Here is a 17703-nt window from a genome sequence, read left to right on the forward strand (position 1 = left end):
TGCCTCACAGCAGCGTAACTTGGGGGTCCCCCCAGCCTCGAGCGCAGGCGAGAACTGGGGGAGTTTCAAGACAAGACACCGCCGAGAGCCACCTCCCGCTGGCAAACCCGCCAACATTCGCCCGTGTACCGACCGCCGAGGGGTCCCGTTCCGTGAGTCTGCATCCCACCCTCCAGCCCTACGCCGACGCCTGGACCCACTCCATCGAAGCGATATCCGAGCTGGTGCAGCCGCTTGTCGAGGGTGAGTGGAACAGGCGGACACCATGCCCGGGATGGTCGGTCCGCGACCTCGTCTCGCATGTCATCGGCCTGGACAGCGAGATGTACGGCGATCCGCGCCCCATCCACACGCTGCCGCGCGACCTCTTCCACGTCACCAACGACTTCCAGCGCTACATGGAGATGCAGGTCGACGTCCGCCGCCACCACACGGCACCCGAGATGACCTCCGAGCTGGAACTCTCGATCATCCGGCGCAACCGCCAGCTGCGGAACGAGACGCGTCAGCCCGACACCATGGTCCGCGGCCCCCTCGGCACCGAGCTGACCCTCGAGGAGTCGATGCGCAACCACGCGTTCGCCGTGTGGGTGCACGAGCAGGACCTCCGGACCGCCCTCGGCCGCCCCGGCAACCTCGACTCCCCCGGCGCGCACATCACCCGTGACGTGCTGCTCGACGCGCTGCCGGCCGTCGTCGCCGAGAAGGCCGACGCGCCGCGCAGCTCCGCGCTCGTCTTCGACGTCCATGGGCCCATCGAGTTCCTGCGCACGATCCGCGTCGACATCCAGGGCCGCGGCACCCTGGAGACGGCCCCCGCGCTCGGCCCCGCCGCCGCGTTCGCCCTCGACTGGGAGACGTACGTCCGCCTGGCCTGCGGCCGGGTGACCCCGGAGGCGGTGGCGGACCGCGTCAAGGCCGAGGGCGAGCCGGAACTGACGGCGGCGGTCCTGCGGAACTTCGCGGTGACGCGGTGACGCGGTATCGCGGTGACGCGGTATCGCGGTGACGCCGTATCGCGGGGACGCCGTATCGCGGTGACGCGGTGACGGGCATCAGGTGACGCGATAAGGCCGACCGGTGTCGAGAACGGACGAACCCGCCGCGATGATCGTGGCGGGTTCGTCCTGGTGTCGTGTCCTGGCCGGCGTCAGCTGATCTTCGCGTAGCCGAACTTGATGAGCTTCTGCACGTCCGCGGTGCGGTTGGCCGCCGAGGACGACGTGAGAACAGCGCCCACCACCGACTCGCCGTTGAGCGTGGCGGCGAAGACGAGGCAGTACTTGGCCTCGGTGCCGGAACCGGTCTTGATGCCGAGCGTGCCGTTCCAGCCGAGCAGGGTGTTGGTGTTGGTCCACGGCGCCATCGTGCGCACGGCGCCGGTCTTCGTGATCGTCTTCGCCGTGTACGACTTGGCCTTGACGACGGCGCGGAAGTTCGAACTCTTCATCGCGCTGCGGCCGAGCAGCGTCAGGTCGCGCACCGACGAGTAGTTGGAGCCCTTGCTGATGCCGTCGAACGAGTCGAAGTGCGTGTTCTTCATGCCCAGCGCCTTGGCTGTGTTGTTCATCTTGGCGATGAAGTTCTTCACGCGTGCGGCGCGCGTGGTGCCCGTGCCGAACTTGTCGGCGAGCGCGTACGCGGCGTCGCATCCCGACGGGAGCATCAGCCCGTAGAGCAGCTGCCGGACGGTGACCTTGTCACCGACGATCAGCTTGGCGTTGGAGGCGTAGTTGTTGGCGATGATGTAGTCGCTGTAGGCCTTCTGGATCGTGACCTTGGCGTCCAGGTTGAGGTTCGCCTGCGACAGCACCACCTTCGCGGTCATGATCTTCGTCGTGGAGGCCGTGAGCCTCCGGGTGTCGGCGCTCTTCGCGTAGAGAGCCGTACCCGTGGTGCTGTTCATCACGAAACCGCTCTTGGCGGTGATCGTGGGCACCGTGACAGCCTGAGCGGGTGCCGCGAAGAGAACTCCCGAGGAGAGCATCGCGCCGGCCGTCACGGCGACGGCGGCGGCTCTGCGGACGCGGAAGCCCTTGGTGGCGGTTATCAACTGAAATACCCCGATTACGTCGAATGCCCCTGCGGTGCGGCCGAGTTGGAGGGGGAAACAGAAGGGGCCGCATGTGTGTGACACGTAAGTAGCACAGATAGTTGTGCGCCCGCTGCGACAAATTCCCGGACCCACCCGTCCGCACCCTGTTCCGGCCACCCGTCCGCACGCTCTTCCTGCCACCCGGCCGCATGCTCTTCCTGCCACCCGGCCGGGCGGCTACCGCGCGGTGCTCGCGGCCCGGTGGCCCGCCGCGGCCGACCACATGGTGGACCCGCCTCCCCTTGCGTCCGTGTTGTATCTATCCTGTCGGCATGCCCTCCGTCGCGCCCGCGCCCGTCAAGCAGCCCCCCGCAGCAGACCGCGTCTACGCCCACGTCAAGCAGGGTGTCCTGGACCGTCGTTACGAGGGCGGCGTCCTCCTCACCGAGGGCGAGCTGGCCGAGGCCGTCGGCGTCTCCCGCACTCCGGTGCGCGAAGCGCTGCTGCGCCTGGAGGCCGAGGGGCTGATCAAGCTCTATCCGAAGAAGGGCGCCCTGGTCCTGCCGGTCTCCGCGCAGGAGATCAAGGACGTCGTCGAGACCCGGCTGCTCGTCGAGGAGCACGCGGCGCGCAAGGCCGTGCCCGCGCCCGCCGGGCTGATCCGGCGGCTCGAAGAACTCCTGGAGCAGCAGAAGGCGCAGGCCGCCGCCGGTGACCTGGCCGGGGCCGCCGTCACCGACCGCTGTTTCCACGCCGAGATCGTCCGTAGCGGCGGCAACGACATCCTGTCCCGGCTCTACGACCAACTGCGCGACCGTCAACTGCGGATGGGCGTCGCCGTCATGCACTCCCACCCCGACCGGATCGCCAAGACCCTCGCCGAGCACGAGGAGATCCTCCAGTCCCTGCGCTCCGGGGACGCGGAGGCGGCCGTAGGCGTCGTCCACCGGCACGTCGGCTGGTTCTCGCACCTCGCGCGGGGTGAGGTCCGGTGAGCAACACCACCCGGCCGGGTGACCCGCCCGGCGGGCGGCGCGCGACAGCCGTATGGGGGATCGGCGTCTCCGTCTACTTCGTCGCCGTCATCTTCCGTACGTCGCTGGGCGTCGCCGGCCTCGACGCCGCCGACCGCTTCCACGTGAACGCCTCGGCCCTGTCGACCTTCTCGATCCTCCAACTGCTGGTCTACGCCGGCATGCAGATCCCGGTGGGCCTGCTGGTCGACCGGCTCGGCACCAAGAAGGTGCTGGCCATCGGCGTCGTCCTGTTCACGGCCGGACAGCTCGGCTTCGCCTTCTCCCCCACGTACGGCACCGCCCTCGCCTCGCGCGCGCTGCTCGGCTGCGGCGACGCGATGACGTTCATCAGCGTGCTGCGGCTCGGCAGCCGCTGGTTCCCCGCCCGGCGCGGCCCCCTGGTCGCGCAGCTCGCGGGCCTGGCCGGCATGGCGGGCAACCTCGTCTCCACGCTGCTCCTGGCCCGGTTGCTGCACGGCATCGGATGGACGGCCGCGTTCGCGGGCAGCGCGCTCGCCGGGGTCGTCGTCTTCGTCCTGCTCCTGCTCTTCCTCAAGGACCACCCCGAGGGCCACGAGCCCGAGCCGTTCCCGCACCAGGGCGCCGCCTACGTCCGGCGGCAGATCGCCGCGTCCTGGCGGGAGCCGGGCACGCGGCTGGGGCTGTGGGTGCACTTCACCACGCAGTTCCCGGCAATGGTGTTCCTGTTGCTGTGGGGCATGCCGTTCCTCGTCGAGGCGCAGGGCCTCACCCGCGCCACGGCCGGCGAACTGCTGACCCTGGTCGTCCTGTCCAACATGGCCGTCGGACTCGTCTACGGCCAGGTCGTCGCCCGGCACCACGGGGCACGGCTCCCGCTGGCGCTCGGCACCGTCGGGGCGACCGCGCTGCTGTGGGCGACCACCCTGGCCTACCCCGGCGAACACGCGCCGATGTGGCTGCTCGTCGTGCTGTGCACGGTGCTGGGCGCCTGCGGACCGGCGTCGATGCTCGGCTTCGACTTCGCGCGGCCCGCGAATCCGCCCGAGCGGCAGGGCACCGCGTCCGGGATCACCAACATGGGCGGGTTCGTCGCCTCCATGACGACCCTCTTCGCGATCGGCGTCCTGCTGGACGCGACCGGCGACGACTACCGGATCGCGTTCTCCTCGGTGTTCGTGCTCCAGGCGCTCGGGGTCAGCCAGATCCTGCGGTTGCGCTCGCGCGCGGCTCGACGGGAGAAGGAGCGGTTGGTGGCGAGCCGGGTGTCCACCGTGCATGTGCCCGCGTAGAAGGCGAGGGTGGGGCCCGTGAGGGTGCGGCGTGAGGGTGCGGCCCGCGAGGGTGCGGCGTGAGGGTGCGGCCGCGAGGTGCCGGCGTGAGGGTGACGGAGGGTGCGGCGTGAGGGCGGGGCTCACGAGGGTGGGGTCCGCGAGGGCTGGGGTCCGCGACGGCCGGAGCCCACGAGGGCCGGAGCCCACGAGAGTGCGGACCACGAGGGCCGGGACCCACGAGAGTGCGGACCACGAGGGCCGGAGCCCACGAGAGTGCGGACCACGAGGGCCGGAGCCCACGAGAGTGGGGCCCACGGAGGCTGAACCCCACGAAAGCTGGGCCCACGAAGGCTCGGGCCCACGAGAGTGCGGGAGCGCCCCGACATGCGGGCGTCGAACTCCTGGGTGCGGTCGCCCGGAGGACAAGGTGCGAGTGGGAGTCGGCGAAGCCGGGGAGCACCGCCCGGCCACCGGCGTCGACCCGGTCGTCAGTGGCGGGTGCTTCGTTCGATCACCTGTCCACGCGGCGCGGTCGCCGTCGCCGAGGTGGCGGGGAAATCCTGTTGTCCGCAGGCCCGGTCGGGTTCTAGCGTCGTCGCCTACGACGTGTAGCTCAGTAGCAGAGCGCCGGGCTCGGGACCCGGAGGGCGCGGGGGCGGAACCTGCCACGTCGGCGCATCGGCGTGTAGCTCAGCAGCAGAGCACCGGGCTCTCATCCCGGAGGGCACGGGGGCAGAACCCGTCACGCCGGCTTATGAATCACGACGCTGACCAGCAGCACCTCGTAGAGGCGAACCCGGGCTACGCGTCCGGCCAACTGGCCAAGGCGCTCACGACCGCCCTGACCCACCAGGACCCCGAGACCCGCCGCCGCGCGGAGGCACGGAGCCGGCGCTGGCGTGACGTCCTGTCGGGGATGACGGGCGGACTGCTGGCGATCGGTTCCCGCACCCCCGTCGCGGGCCTGCCCGCCTGGGTCACGCCCGAGGTCGTGCGCGGCGGCTTCGCCACCGGGAAGCCGGCCGCCGGCGGTCCCCTGCTCCCCCACGAGACCGAGGCCGCGCGCCGGGCGGGCGTCCCGGAGAACCGGCGGGCCCTGTTCGCGTACTGGCTGTCCGAGGAGGGCCTCGGCCGGCTCTACGAGCTGCTCGACACCGAACGGTACGAGGTGACCGTGCCCGAGGAGGCCGCCCTGCTCACCGTGGCGTGGCTGGCGCGGGCCGGGGAGACGGACGCGGCCCTCGGCCTCGTCGAGGAACTCGCCCCGTTCGCCGACCGCCTGCGGTTCACGCCGCGGCCGTCCGACCTCCCGGCGCCCGACCCCGGCGCCGTGCACCGCCGCACGGTCGGCGAAGCCGTCGACACGCTCGCGCGGCGCACGCCCAGCCGGGCCGTGGAGACACAGCGCGAGGCGCTGGCCGTCTGGCAGCCGTTCGGGGACGAACTGCTCGCGCTCTGGCTGGAGACGGCCGACGAGGACGGCCTCGTCCTGGCCCACACCCCGGACACCGACTGGCGCGAGCGGGGCGCCGAACTGCTGCGCCGCTACGCCGACCTGGCGCGCCGGCACACCTACTGCACCAAGCACCTCCAGCCCAAGCAGAACCTGGCGATTCTGCGGAGCGCGCTGGAGGAGACCGTCGGCGGACGGGAGCTGGACGCGCGCCGGTCCGGCCTGCTGCGGCACGCCGTCACGTCCATGGTGCGGCGGCGCGGCCTGCCCGGCTCCGCGCGGCTGACGGCACTGCGCCGGGAGCAGGCCGTCCAGGCGGCGCTGCCCTCGCACCACGCGCTCGCCCAGCTGGTGCTGCGCCGGCTGGCCGGGCTGCCGCAGGAGTCGGGGGTCGCGGAGGTCGCGCCGCTCCTGCTCCCGGTCACCGGGGACGAGGCCCGGGAGACCGGACTGCCCGCGGGCGCCGTCGTCCCGGCCGCTCTGCGGCGGCCCGTCGAGGCCGCGTTGAGCGCACCCGTCGGGACCCTCGTGGAGCGCGGTCTCGTGCCGTCCGCGGAGGTGCTGGCCGAGCTGGTCCCGCAGCTCGTCGCCGTGACCACCGCGCAGGCCTACCCGGACGAGGCCCTGCGGACGCTGGCCGCCGCCGGCTACCGGGCCTTCCGCAACCGGCGTTCACTGCTGTTGCTCAACCTCGAACGGCAGGTGCGGGCGGAGGAGCTGCCCTGGGTGAAGGCGGTGGCCGGGCAGCGCTCCGCCGCCGAGGCGGGCGAGGAGTCCGCGCTCGCCCTGAGGCAACTGGGCGAGCTGGCCGTCCAGGCGTTCCCGGCGACCGTCCTGCCCAACCCGCTGGTCCGGGAGCTGTCCGTGCTGGCCCGCGAGGCAGAGCTGGGCGCTCCCCTGGTGGAGGAGCTGGCCGCGGACATCTTCATGGGGACGTTCACCCCGAAGTTCCTCGCCGCGGCCCGCGTCGCGGCGGAACTCCTCGGCGGGGGCTCGCTGTACGAGCGCTACTACGCCATCGACTACCGCGCGGTCCGCACCATGGCGATCACCGAGGCCGCCGAGGCACAGGTCCGGCAGAACCGGCCGCGCACCTCCCCGGGGTTCGCGAAGCTGTGCGCCGAACGGGCCGAAGCGTCCTCGTCCGGCCGCCGGTACGAGGGCTCCACGGCCGCGAACGGCACGGTGATCGAGCAGGCGCAGATCCTCACCACGCACAACCTCGCCACGCTGGTCCACCGGGTAGGCATCGCCCCGGCAACCGGTTGGGAGGACCTGGCCCGGCGCAGCTTCGGCACGGTGTGCCGGCTGACCGCCCGGATGCACGGCAACCCACGGCCCCTGACCACCATCAAGGACACGGCCTACGCCTGGCGGCAGATGCTGTTCCACCTGTCCCTGTGCACGGAGGAGGAGCAGGCCCGCACCCTGACCTGGGTGGCGGAGGAGGCCGGACGCCAGCCCGGTCATGTCATGGACCGTCTGGCCCCGGCGCTCACGGGTCTGCGCCAGGTCGCGGAGGGCGGCTCGGCGGACACGGGGGCAGGCCGACGGCTGCTGGGCTGGAGCACCGGAGGGCATTGGATGCGTGGGCCGGGAGGTGCCGGGGGGAGGTGAGGGGGGTGTGTCCCGCCCTCACCCGCCTCCGCCAAGGCCTTCCCCTTCCCCGCCCTCGGATGAGGCCGCGTACCTGTCACCGGTAAGCGGCCTCCCCGGACGGGGGTGGCGGCTCAGCCCCAGGTGATCAATCTCTTCGGCTGCTCCAGGACGGCCGCCACGTCGGCGAGCACCTTGGAGCCCAGTTCGCCGTCGACCAGGCGGTGGTCGAAGCTCAGCGCCAGGGTGGTGACCTGACGGGGCTTCACCTTTCCCTTGTGGACCCACGGCTGGAGCTTGATCGCGCCGACCGCGAGGATCGCGGACTCGCCGGGGTTGAGGATCGGCGTGCCGGTGTCGACGCCGAAGACGCCGACGTTGGTGATGGTGACCGTGCCGCCCTGCATGGCCGCCGGGGACGTCCTGCCCTCGCGTGCCGTCGCCACCAGCTCGCCGAGTGCCTCGGCCAGTTGGGGCAGCGTCTTGTCGTGGGCGTCCTTGATGTTCGGCACGATCAGCCCGCGCGGGGTCGCGGCGGCGATGCCCAGGTTGACGTAGTGCTTGCGCACGATCTCCTGGTTGGCCTCGTCCCAGGACGCGTTGACGTCCGGGTTGCGCCTGATGGCGACCAGCAGGGCCTTGGCGATCAGCAGGAGCGGATTCACCCGCAGGCCCTGCATGTCCTTGTCCCGCTTCAGCTCCTCGACGAGCTTCATCGTGCGCGTGACGTCGATCGTCACGAACTCGGTGACATGCGGTGCCGTGAACGCCGAGCCCACCATCGCCTGTGCCGTCGCCTTGCGCACCCCCTTGACCGGGATGCGCGTCTCACGGCCCGAGTCGTACGAGGCCGCCGGGGCCGGAGCCGCGGTGGTGACCGGCGCGGGGGTCCCGGCCGGCATGGGCTGCGGCGCCGTCGGCCCGGCCGGAGCCTGTTCCGGGGCGGCTGCCGCGGCGTGGACGTCCTCGCGCGTGATGATGCCGTCCGGGCCGGACGGCACCACCGAGGCGAGGTCCACGCCCAGGTCCTTGGCCAGCTTGCGCACGGGCGGCTTGGCCAGCGGACGGCCGGCGGCCACGGCCTGGGCGGAGGCGGGCGCCGGCGGGGCGGTGGCGGTCGCGGTCGCGGGCAGCGTCCCGTGCCCGTTCAGCTCCGCCTGGACGGCCGCGGAGACCGGCTCGGACTCCTGAGCCGGGTTCTCGGTGGCCTTGCGCGGGCGGCGCTTGGTGGAGGAGGTGGCCACGCCGTAGCCGACGAGGACCGGCTGGCGGCCGGACCCCTCCGCCTTCGGCTCCTCGGGCTGCTCCTGCGTGGCGGGGGGCGCGGGTGCGGCGGGCGCGGCGGCCGGGGCCGACCCGCCCGACACGTCCACCGCGATGATCGAGGTGCCCACGTCGACCGTGGTGCCCTCGGGGAACCGCAGCTCGCGCACCACACCGTCGTAGGGGATGGGCAGTTCGACGGCGGCCTTGGCCGTCTCGACCTCGCACACCACCTGGCCGTCGGTCACCGTGTCGCCGGGCTGGACGTACCACTTGAGGATCTCGGCCTCGGTGAGTCCCTCGCCCACGTCGGGCATCTTGAACTCGCGTACGGACGCTTCCGTCATCGTCGTCACGACCCTCTCCTCAGTACGCCAGGGCACGGTCGACGGTGTCGAGTACCCGGTCCAGGCCGGGCAGGTACTCGTCCTCCAGACGCGCCGGCGGGTAAGGGGCGTGGTAGCCGCCGACCCGGAGCACCGGGGCCTCCAGGTGGTAGAAGCAGCGCTCCGTGATCCGGGCGGCGATCTCCGCGCCCGAACCGAAGAACACCGGCGCCTCGTGGACGACGACCAGACGGCGGGTCTTCTCCACGGAGGCCTGGATGGAGTCGAAGTCGAGCGGGGAGACCGAACGCAGGTCCAGGACCTCCAGGTTCTTGCCCTCCTCGGCGGCAGCGGCGGCGGCCTCCTGGCAGAGCTTCACCATCGGGCCGTAGGCGACGAGGGTCAGGTCGGTGCCCTCGCGGACGACCCGTGCCTTGTGCAGGGGGCCGGGGATCGCCTCGGGGTCGACCTCGCCCTTGTCCCAGTAGCGCCGCTTGGGCTCGAAGAAGATCACCGGGTCGTCGCTCTGGATGGCCTGCTGCATCATCCAGTAGGCGTCGCCCGCGTTCGACGGGGAGACCACCTTCAGGCCCGCCACGTGCGCGAAGAGCGACTCGGGGGACTCCGAGTGGTGCTCGACGGCGCCGATGCCGCCGCCGTAGGGGATGCGGATGACGACCGGCATCTTGATCTTGCCGAGGGCACGCGCGTGCATCTTCGCGAGTTGGGTGACGATCTGGTCGTAGGCCGGGAAGACGAAGCCGTCGAACTGGATCTCCACCACCGGGCGGTAGCCGCGCAGGGCCAGGCCGATGGCCGTGCCCACGATGCCCGACTCGGCGAGCGGGGTGTCGATGACGCGGGACTCGCCGAAGTCCTTCTGGAGACCGTCCGTCACCCGGAACACGCCGCCCAGCTTGCCGACGTCCTCGCCCATGACGAGAACCTTGGGATCCGACTCCAGGGCCTTGCGCAGCGACTCGTTGATCGCCTTGGCGAGGGCCATCTTCTCCGCCATCTCAGTTACCCCCCTCGGGAGCGTCCGCGAACGACGCCTGGTAGGCGGCGAACTGGGCACGCTCCTCGTCGACGAGCGCGTGCCCGTCCGCGTACACGTTCTCGAAGATGGCGAAACGGTCCGGGTCCGGCATGGAACGGACCGCTTCGCGCACTCGCCTGCCCAACGCCTCGCTCTCGGCCTCGAGTTCCGCGAAGAATCCCTCGTCCGTGTGGTTTGACGCCTCCAGGAACCGGCGCAGCCGCAGGATCGGGTCCTTCGCCTCCCAGGCCGCCCGCTCGTCGTCGTGGCGGTAGCGGGTCGGGTCGTCGGAGGTGGTGTGGGCACCCATGCGGTACGTGTACGCCTCGACGAGCGTCGGCCCCTCGCCTCGGCGGGCCCGCTCCAGCGCCCACTTGGTGACCGCGAGGCAGCCGAGGACGTCGTTGCCGTCGACGCGGACGCCCGGGAAGCCGTAGCCCTGGGCGCGCTGGTAGAGCGGCACGCGGGTCTGCTTCTCGGTCGGCTCGGAGATCGCCCACTGGTTGTTCTGGCAGAAGAACACCACCGGCGCGTTGTAGACCGCGGAGAAGGTGAACGACTCGGCCACGTCACCCTGGCTGGAGGCGCCGTCGCCGAAGTAGGCGATGACCGCCGAGTCGGCGCCGTCCTTGGCCACGCCCATGGCGTAGCCCGTGGCGTGCAGCGTCTGGGAGCCGATGACGATCGTGTAGAGGTGGAAGTTGTTTCCGTTGGGGTCCCAGCCGCCGTTGTTGACGCCGCGGAACATGCCCAGCAGGTTCGCCGGGTCGACGCCCCGGCACCAGGCGACGCCGTGCTCGCGGTAGGTCGGGAAGACGTAGTCGTCGTCGCGCAGGGCCCGGCCGGAACCGATCTGGGCGGCCTCCTGGCCGAGCAGCGAGGCCCACAGGCCCAGCTCGCCCTGGCGCTGGAGGGAGGTGGCCTCGGCGTCGAAGCGGCGGGTGAGCACCATGTCGCGGTAGAGACCGCGCAGCTCATCGGCGGTGACATCGGCGACGTACGGGTCGTACTCGGCGTTCTTCACCCGCTTGCCCTCGGGCGTCAGCAGCTGCACGAGCTGGGGCTCGGCGGTGCCCTTCCCGGCGGCGGCGCGGGTGGTGCGAGGGGCGCGCTTGGCTCCTGTGCCGGTGGCCTCGGCCGCCGTCCCGGTGCCGGTGCCGGTGGCGCCGGCCTTGCCTCCGGCGCTGCGTCGCGGCTTGCGCGCGGCAGTGCTCTCCACGGTCACGTGTGCTCCTCCGTCGGTCCGGCCCCCGGGGTTGCCGGGTGACTGGGGTCCCCCCAACTCGTTTCAGAGCCTGGGGGAGCGGCTCACCTGTTCCGAAACCCGTGCACGGGGTGGGTGCCCTCGGCCGGAACAGGCGTGACAGGTGCCCCGGCGAGTGCCCTGCAAGCCTCACGTTACCCAGTGCGCCACATTTCTGTGAAACCCCACCTGACCTGCGTTTTTGCTTGGATTTCCAAGTAAATCGGCAAAGTCGGGAAGGAGCCTGGTCACAGCCTTGCAGGAGGCCGGAGCAACGGCACGTTATCCCGCGCACCCAGCCCACGGGAAGAGTTCACGCTCGGGAGTGCCTCCGCGCCCGCTCGCGGACGACCCAGGGCGTTTTCTCGCCGGCCCTACCTGGCGGTCACCCCGGGACGGGTGACCGTGGCCGCGGCGGGCGACCCCTGCGGGACCACTTGACAGCGGAGGCACACCCCAAGCAGACCGCCGGAGATCACTTGTGACAGTCGGTGACGTTCTGTGACAACGCCCAGCTCACAGCCTCGCTGCGTGCCCTACCATCGGCGCGTGCCGCGCTCCTGTGTACCACCCCTCATGCCTCATGCGCCCCCTTTGGGCGCCCTGCTCCGGCGCTACGCCGCCGGTTCCGCGCTCGCCTGCGAGCCCGTCGACCAGGGGCTGCTGAACCGCGGCTACCGGCTGCGCACCACCCGCGGCCGCTACTTCCTCAAGCACCACTTCGACCCCGACACCGCCGACCCGGCCTCGATCTTCCGCCAGCACCGGGCCACCCAGCGCCTCGCCGACCTGGGCGTCCCGGTAGCGCCCCCGCTGCCGGGCCGCGACGGCCGCACGGTCGCCGTCGTCGGCGGCCACGCCTACGCCCTGCACCCGTGGGTCGACGGCCGGCACCGCCACGGAGCCCAGCTCACCCCCGGCGCGTGCGGGCGCCTGGGGGCGCTGCTGGGAGTGGTCCACGCGAGCCTGGAGCACGTGATGCCCGCCTACGCGCGGGCGCGCGCCACGCCCGCCGAGAGCCCCGCGCCCGCCGACACCTTCGCCCTGATCGACGCCCTCCTCGCGCGCGTACCCAGACACCGCCCCGCCGACTCCTTCGACGAACTGGCCCGCCACCGGCTCCTGGAACGCCGCACCCTGCTGGAACGCCATGCCGACCGGCGCCCCCCGCACAGCGGCCCGGTCGGCTGGGTGCACGGCGACTTCCACCCCTTCAACCTGCTCTACCGCGGGGACGCCCCCGCCGCCATCGTCGACTGGGACCGGCTCGGCGTGCAGCCCCGCGCGGAGGAGGCCGTACGCGCCGCCGCGATCTTCTTCGTCCGGCCCGACGGAACCCTCGACCTGCCGAAGGCACGGGCGTACGCGCGCGCCTACCGGCCCGCCGCCGGGGCCACGCCCTCCGAACTGGCGGCGGCCGTGCACCGGGTGTGGTGGGAGCGCCTGAACGACTTCTGGATGCTGCGCTGGCACTACGAGCGCGGCGACACCCGCGCCGACCCCCAGTTCCCGGCCGCCTCCGCCCTCGCGGTGTGGTGGACACGCGAGTACGACGCGGTGTGCGACGCGTTCACGGACTGAGGAGTGAGGTGAGGAGTGAGGAGTACTGACCAAGCGCTCCCGAAGACGACTACGCGCGCGTGAAGCCCCGTCAGAGGGTCACGCGCGCGTGCGCCCGAGCCGTGCGGTCGGTCAGCCTTCGTCGCCGGCGCTGCCGCCGTTGGTGACACCCGAGATGGTGCCGCCCTCCGACGTCCCGCCGTCGCCGGTGCCGCCATCGGCGGTGCCGGGGTCGCTCGACACCGGGTCGCTCGGCTCCTCCGACACGGGCTCGCTCGTCACGGGGTCCGACGGCTCGTCCGACGGCTCGCTGCTGTAACTCGGGGACGGCGAGTACGACGGCGTATAGGAGGGCGTCCAGTTGGAGCCGGAGTTCGAACCGGTGCTGCCCTCGGAGGTGTCCTCCGTCGACTCGTCGGTGGGCGACTGGCTCGGCGACTCGCTCACCTTGTCGTCCGAAGCGGACGGTGTGACGCTCGGCGACTTCGTGGGCCCGCTCCCGCCGCCGCCCGTGCCCTGGTTGTTCAGCGCGAGTGCGACGCCCGCGGCGATGGCGATCACCGCGAGGACGGCGAGGATCCACAGCTTGCCGCGGCCGTTGCCCCGGTTGCCGCCCCCCTCGAACCCGCCGTCGTCGCCGTTGCCGTAGCCGGTGGGCAGGATCGGCTGCGGGATCTGCGAGGTGTGGGAACCGTCCGCGCCGTGCGGCAGCGCGGTCGTGCTTGCGAAGCCCGCCGCGGCGGCACCCGCGCCGGTGGCCGCCCCGACCGGGCCGGTGTTCCAGGTGCCGGTGTTGGCGCCCTGTTCGTACAGCATCTGAAGGCCGTACTGGATGAGGCCGCGCATCTCCTCCGCGGTCTGGAACCGGTCGTCGGGGTCCTTGGCGAGAGAACGCATGACGAGGCCGTCGAGTTCCGGCGGGCACACGCCCTCCGCGGTCCGCGACGGCGGTACCGGGATGTCCTGCACATGCTGGTAGACCACCGACAGCGGGGTCTCACCGGTGAACGGCGGCCGCAGCGCTAGCAGTTCGTACAGCAGGCAGCCCGTGGCGTACAGGTCGGAGCGGTGGTCGACGGCCTTGCCGAGCGCCTGCTCGGGGGAGAGGTACTGAGGCGTGCCCATGACCATGCCGGTCTGCGTCATCGTCGTCGACGCCCCGTGCAGGGCGCGCGCGATGCCGAAGTCCATCACCTTCACCGCGCCGTTGTCGGTGATGATCACGTTCGCCGGCTTGATGTCACGGTGCACGATGCCGTGCTGGTGCGAGTAGGCGAGCGCCTCCAGCACCCCGGAGACGATGATCAGCGCCTGCTCGGGGCCCGGCGCCTCGGCGTTGAGGAGCAGGTCGCGGATCGTCCGCCCCTCGACCAGCTCCATCACGATGTACGGCACGCTCTGGCCGCCGACGACGTCCTCGCCGGAGTCGTACACGGCGACGATCGCGTGGTGGTTGAGGCCGGCGACCGACTGGGCCTCGCGCGTGAAGCGGGCCTTGGACACCGGGTCCTCGGCGAGGTCGGCACGCAACAGCTTGACCGCGACGGTACGGCCGAGACGCACGTCCTCGGCGGCGAACACCTCCGCCATGCCGCCCCGCCCGAGTCTGCCGGTCAGCCGGTAACGGCCGTCTCCGACAAGTCCGCCGTTGCCCCACATCTCCGGCGCATCTGACATACCGCCGCCAGTCGCCTCGGGGTCGGACGGGCCCTGAGCGCGCTGCTGCTGTGCCATCAGTCCTCGCCGTCGTTTCTGCCCGCGGTGCGCGCGGTGTTGTCACGGTCTCCGTCGGCCACGCTACAGCCTCCGCGCAAGCCGCCGGTCCGGGATCAGCCCGGGTATCGGTGGGAGACGGATCGGCCATCAAACCCGCACTCCGCGCCGGCGTGCAAATTCTGTGTACCGGCCGTACGGCACCTGTAACGCTTCCGCGACTCTTCTTTCGCGTACGGTCACGGAACGGGCACTGAGCTTGACGTGTCGGTGCCCTGGGGCAGACTTGGCCGGGAATAGCACTTTGGATCAAATGGCAAGCCACGGCGAGCGGCAGCACCGGTGGCCTGACGGGGGACGCAGAGAATGAGCCAGGACGGCGCGCAGGGCCGGTACGCGGGGCGGGCGCTCGCCGGCGGCCGCTATCAGCTGCGCGACTTGCTCGGCGAGGGCGGTATGGCCTCGGTGCACCTCGCCTACGACTCGGTGCTCGACCGGCAGGTGGCGGTCAAGACGCTCCACACCGAACTGGGCCGCGAGCAGGCCTTCCGCGAGCGTTTCCGCCGCGAGGCCCAGGCCGTGGCCAAGCTCACCCACACCAACATCGTCTCGGTCTTCGACACCGGCGAGGACGACGTCGACGGCATGACCACCCCGTACATCGTCATGGAGTACATCGAGGGCCGCCCGCTCGGCTCGGTGCTCGACGAGGACGTACGGCGGCAGGGCGCGATGCCCGCCGACAAGGCGCTGAAGATCACCGCTGACGTGCTGGCCGCCCTGGAGATCAGCCACGAGATGGGCCTGGTCCACCGCGACATCAAGCCCGGCAACGTGATGATGACCAAGCGCGGCGTCGTCAAGGTGATGGACTTCGGCATCGCGCGCGCCATGCAGTCCGGTGTCACCTCGATGACGCAGACCGGCATGGTCGTCGGCACCCCGCAGTACCTCTCGCCCGAGCAGGCCCTCGGCCGCGCCGTGGACGCGCGCTCCGACCTGTACTCGGTCGGCATCATGCTGTTCCAACTGGTCACCGGGCGGTTGCCGTTCGACGCCGACTCGCCGCTGGCGATCGCGTACGCGCATGTGCAGGAGGAGCCGGTGGCTCCCTCCTCCATCAACCGCGCGCTGCCGCCGGCCGTCGACGCGCTCGTCGCCCGCGCGCTGAAGAAGAACCCGAACGAGCGCTTCCCCACCGCCGTCGCCATGCGCGACGAGTGCCTGCGGGTCGCGACCTCCTTCCAGCCGGCCCCGCCGAGCATCGTGCCGGGCACGCCTTCGCAGAGCGGCTCGGGCGTCGGCTCCGCCGTGTTCCCGCCGGTCGGCCAGAACTCCCAGTCCCCCATGGGCAGCGTCCAGACGCCCTACCAGTCGGGCCCGACGCCCAACCCGTACGGCACTCCCTCGACGCCCGCCCCGTCGTACGGCTATCCGCAGCAGGGCTACCAGACGCCCGCTCCGGCGTACGGCCACCAGCAGGGGCCGAACACCCCGCCCGCGTACAACATGAGCCCGCAGGCCTCGGCCACGGGAACCCCGGGCGGCGGCCGCAAGAACAACGCGGGAGCGCTCGTCGGGTCGGCGATCGTGGCCATCGCGACCGTCGGCGCCCTGATCGGGACCCTCGCGGCCAACGGCAGTGACGACGACAAGGGCGGGGACCCCACCACCTCCTCCGCGTCGCCGACGCAGGCCGCCGGTTACCGCGGCCCGGACACCTCGAAGACGATCGACGCGTCCGAGTGCACGGAGCCGCAGGAGGCGTACAACGACCCCGACAAGGTCCGGCTCCCGGACTTCAAGTTCAAGAACATCGACTCCGTCAAGGCATGTTTCCAGGCGGCCGGTTGGCCGATCAAGGAAAAGGACCTGGACGAGAACACCTACGGCGACGGCACGGTCATGAACCAGTTCCCGTCCGCCGGGACGGACGTCGACCCGGAGAACATGCCGGAGATCGAGCTGAGCGTCTCCACGGGCAACCCTCCGTCCTGACCCGGGCAACGGAGAAGGGCCCGGCGTCGGTCGCCGGGCCCTTCTCCGTGTCGGTACAGGGGTGGTTGTCGGTACAGAGGTAGTCGGTACGGGTCTACAAGTACGGCTCTACAAGTACGGCTCTGCAGGTACGGCTCTACAAGTACGGCTCTACAAGTACGGCTCTGCAGGTACGGCTCTCTACAGGTACGGGCCGCCCGAACGGCCGCCCGCGCGCGGGTCGTCGGAGCCCTCCTGACCGCCCACGCCCGGCGGCAGCGCGCGGCGCATCTGCTCCAACTGGGCGCGCGCGGCCATCTGCTGGGCGAACAGGGTGGTCTGGATACCGTGGAACAGGCCCTCCAGCCAGCCCACCAACTGGGCCTGCGCGATCCGCAGTTCCGCGTCGCTCGGGGTCGAGTCCTCGTTGAACGGCAGGGAGAGCCGCTCCAGTTCCTCGACCAGCTCCGGCGCCAGGCCGTCCTCCAACTCCTTCACCGAGCTCGCGTGGATCTCCTTGAGCCGGACGCGGCTGGCCTCGTCGAGAGGAGCCGCGCGCACTTCCTCGAGCAGCTGCTTGATCATGCTTCCGATCCGCATGACCTTCGCCGGCTGCTCGACCTGTTCGGTCACGGGGATCTCGCGGGCGTCGTCGTCCGCGTCGATGCCGCCGAGTGCCATGCCGTCCTGGCCCACGACCAGGATCTTCTGGGCGTTCTCCGGCGACCGTTCGTTCCTCGGCATCTCCATGCCGCCATTCTCTCGCACCCCTACACCTCACCACCGTGGCGCCCCCTGGGAAGCCGATCGGCCGATTTCCTGTTCGGCGCAGTCCGGAATGCGACGCTCATTGCAACATGTGAGGCTTGTGGCCTCAATCTGTGGCGACTGAACACCGGGAGGGGGTCACGGGCGTGACTCCATGGCGGCGGGGGCTGTGCGGGGTGGCAGTGGGGACGGGACTGCTGGTGGCCGTGCTGCCGTACGGGGGCGTCTCGGCGGACGCTGCGGCGGTGTCGGCGTACGGAGGTGTGTCGGCGTACGGCTCCGGGCCCGCGTACGAGAGCGGGGCGGCGTACGAGAGCGGGGCGGCGTACGAGAGCGGGGCGGCGTACGACCGTGGCTCGACACACAGCCCCGGAGCGACGCACGGGCCGGCCGGGCGCAGGGACGTCCCGGTTCTACGCTCTCGCCGGCCGGCCCGGGCCGGCCGGGGTCAGGGTCGGGGA

At 71.5% G+C, this 17703-nt stretch carries 12 protein-coding genes, 2 tRNA genes and 1 pseudogene; 9 read left to right on the forward strand and 6 right to left on the reverse strand.

Translation table 11 applies throughout. The annotated features are described in order from the left end of the window. The first annotated feature begins 152 nt into the window (after positions 1 to 152). Entirely contained in the window at positions 153 to 977 is an 825-nt protein-coding gene (locus BM536_RS27715) for a maleylpyruvate isomerase family mycothiol-dependent enzyme (protein WP_073498340.1), read from the forward strand. Positions 978 to 1150: 173 nt separating this feature from the next. On the opposite strand, the gene BM536_RS27720 is transcribed toward BM536_RS27715, so the two are convergent. Then, the gene (locus BM536_RS27720) at positions 1151 to 2053 is read right to left on the reverse strand and encodes a D-alanyl-D-alanine carboxypeptidase family protein (RefSeq protein WP_073498338.1); all 903 of its coding nucleotides are present in this window, start codon (positions 2051 to 2053) and stop codon (positions 1151 to 1153) included. Positions 2054 to 2367: 314 nt separating this feature from the next. On the opposite strand from BM536_RS27720, the gene BM536_RS27725 reads away from it, so the two are divergent. From BM536_RS27725 to BM536_RS27745, 5 genes are all read left to right on the forward strand, one after another. Next, a complete protein-coding gene (locus tag BM536_RS27725; protein ID WP_073498337.1) occupies positions 2368 to 3030 on the forward strand; it encodes a GntR family transcriptional regulator in 663 nt (220 codons plus the stop codon). Then, positions 3027 to 4322 (forward strand): MFS transporter, encoded by a 1296-nt coding sequence (locus BM536_RS27730; protein WP_073498335.1) that lies wholly within the window; start codon positions 3027 to 3029, stop codon positions 4320 to 4322. Before BM536_RS27725 ends, BM536_RS27730 begins: the two co-directional genes overlap by 4 nt. 584 nt (positions 4323 to 4906) lie before the next feature. Continuing rightward, positions 4907 to 4978, forward strand: a tRNA-Pro gene (locus BM536_RS27735). Between the two features lie 5 nt (positions 4979 to 4983). Continuing rightward, a tRNA-Glu gene (locus BM536_RS27740) sits at positions 4984 to 5055 on the forward strand. A 3-nt stretch (positions 5056 to 5058) separates the two neighbouring features. Then, positions 5059 to 7374: a coiled-coil domain-containing protein gene (locus BM536_RS27745; protein WP_073498286.1), complete on the forward strand. Its 2316-nt coding sequence runs from the start codon at positions 5059 to 5061 to the stop codon at positions 7372 to 7374. A 113-nt stretch (positions 7375 to 7487) separates the two neighbouring features. On the opposite strand, the gene BM536_RS27750 is transcribed toward BM536_RS27745, so the two are convergent. The 3 genes from BM536_RS27750 to pdhA are packed head-to-tail and all read right to left on the reverse strand — an operon-like array spanning position 7488 to position 11206. Then, the gene (locus BM536_RS27750; RefSeq protein ID WP_073498288.1) at positions 7488 to 8972 is read right to left on the reverse strand and encodes a dihydrolipoamide acetyltransferase family protein; all 1485 of its coding nucleotides are present in this window, start codon (positions 8970 to 8972) and stop codon (positions 7488 to 7490) included. A gap of 10 nt (positions 8973 to 8982) precedes the next feature. Beyond that, positions 8983 to 9960, reverse strand: a complete 978-nt coding sequence (locus tag BM536_RS27755; protein ID WP_073498290.1) for an alpha-ketoacid dehydrogenase subunit beta — start codon at positions 9958 to 9960, stop codon at positions 8983 to 8985. A gap of 1 nt (position 9961) precedes the next feature. Continuing rightward, the gene (gene pdhA, locus BM536_RS27760; RefSeq protein ID WP_073498291.1) at positions 9962 to 11206 is read right to left on the reverse strand and encodes a pyruvate dehydrogenase (acetyl-transferring) E1 component subunit alpha; all 1245 of its coding nucleotides are present in this window, start codon (positions 11204 to 11206) and stop codon (positions 9962 to 9964) included. A gap of 594 nt (positions 11207 to 11800) precedes the next feature. Here pdhA and BM536_RS27765 point away from each other — a divergent pair. Beyond that, positions 11801 to 12805 carry a phosphotransferase gene (locus BM536_RS27765; RefSeq protein ID WP_094103660.1) on the forward strand — a complete coding sequence of 335 codons (1005 nt, stop codon included), beginning with the start codon at positions 11801 to 11803 and terminating at the stop codon, positions 12803 to 12805. Positions 12806 to 12916: 111 nt separating this feature from the next. Here the strand turns inward: BM536_RS27765 and BM536_RS27770 are convergent, their stop codons facing one another. Further along, positions 12917 to 14518: a protein kinase domain-containing protein gene (locus tag BM536_RS27770; RefSeq protein ID WP_073498293.1), complete on the reverse strand. Its 1602-nt coding sequence runs from the start codon at positions 14516 to 14518 to the stop codon at positions 12917 to 12919. A 345-nt stretch (positions 14519 to 14863) separates the two neighbouring features. Here BM536_RS27770 and BM536_RS27775 point away from each other — a divergent pair, with 345 nt between their 5' ends. After that, the gene (locus tag BM536_RS27775) at positions 14864 to 16495 is read left to right on the forward strand and encodes a protein kinase domain-containing protein (RefSeq protein WP_073498295.1); all 1632 of its coding nucleotides are present in this window, start codon (positions 14864 to 14866) and stop codon (positions 16493 to 16495) included. A gap of 180 nt (positions 16496 to 16675) precedes the next feature. On the opposite strand, the gene BM536_RS27780 is transcribed toward BM536_RS27775, so the two are convergent. Continuing rightward, positions 16676 to 17224, reverse strand: coding sequence for a bacterial proteasome activator family protein (locus BM536_RS27780; RefSeq protein ID WP_073498297.1), 549 nt, complete (start codon positions 17222 to 17224; stop codon positions 16676 to 16678). 164 nt (positions 17225 to 17388) lie between these two features. Here BM536_RS27780 and BM536_RS41900 point away from each other — a divergent pair. Continuing rightward, positions 17389 to 17703, forward strand: a pseudogene (locus tag BM536_RS41900) (hypothetical protein); the annotation flags it as partial.

This window comes from Streptomyces phaeoluteigriseus, assembly GCF_001896135.2.
GTDB classification, from domain to species: Bacteria; Actinomycetota; Actinomycetes; order Streptomycetales; family Streptomycetaceae; genus Streptomyces; species Streptomyces phaeoluteigriseus.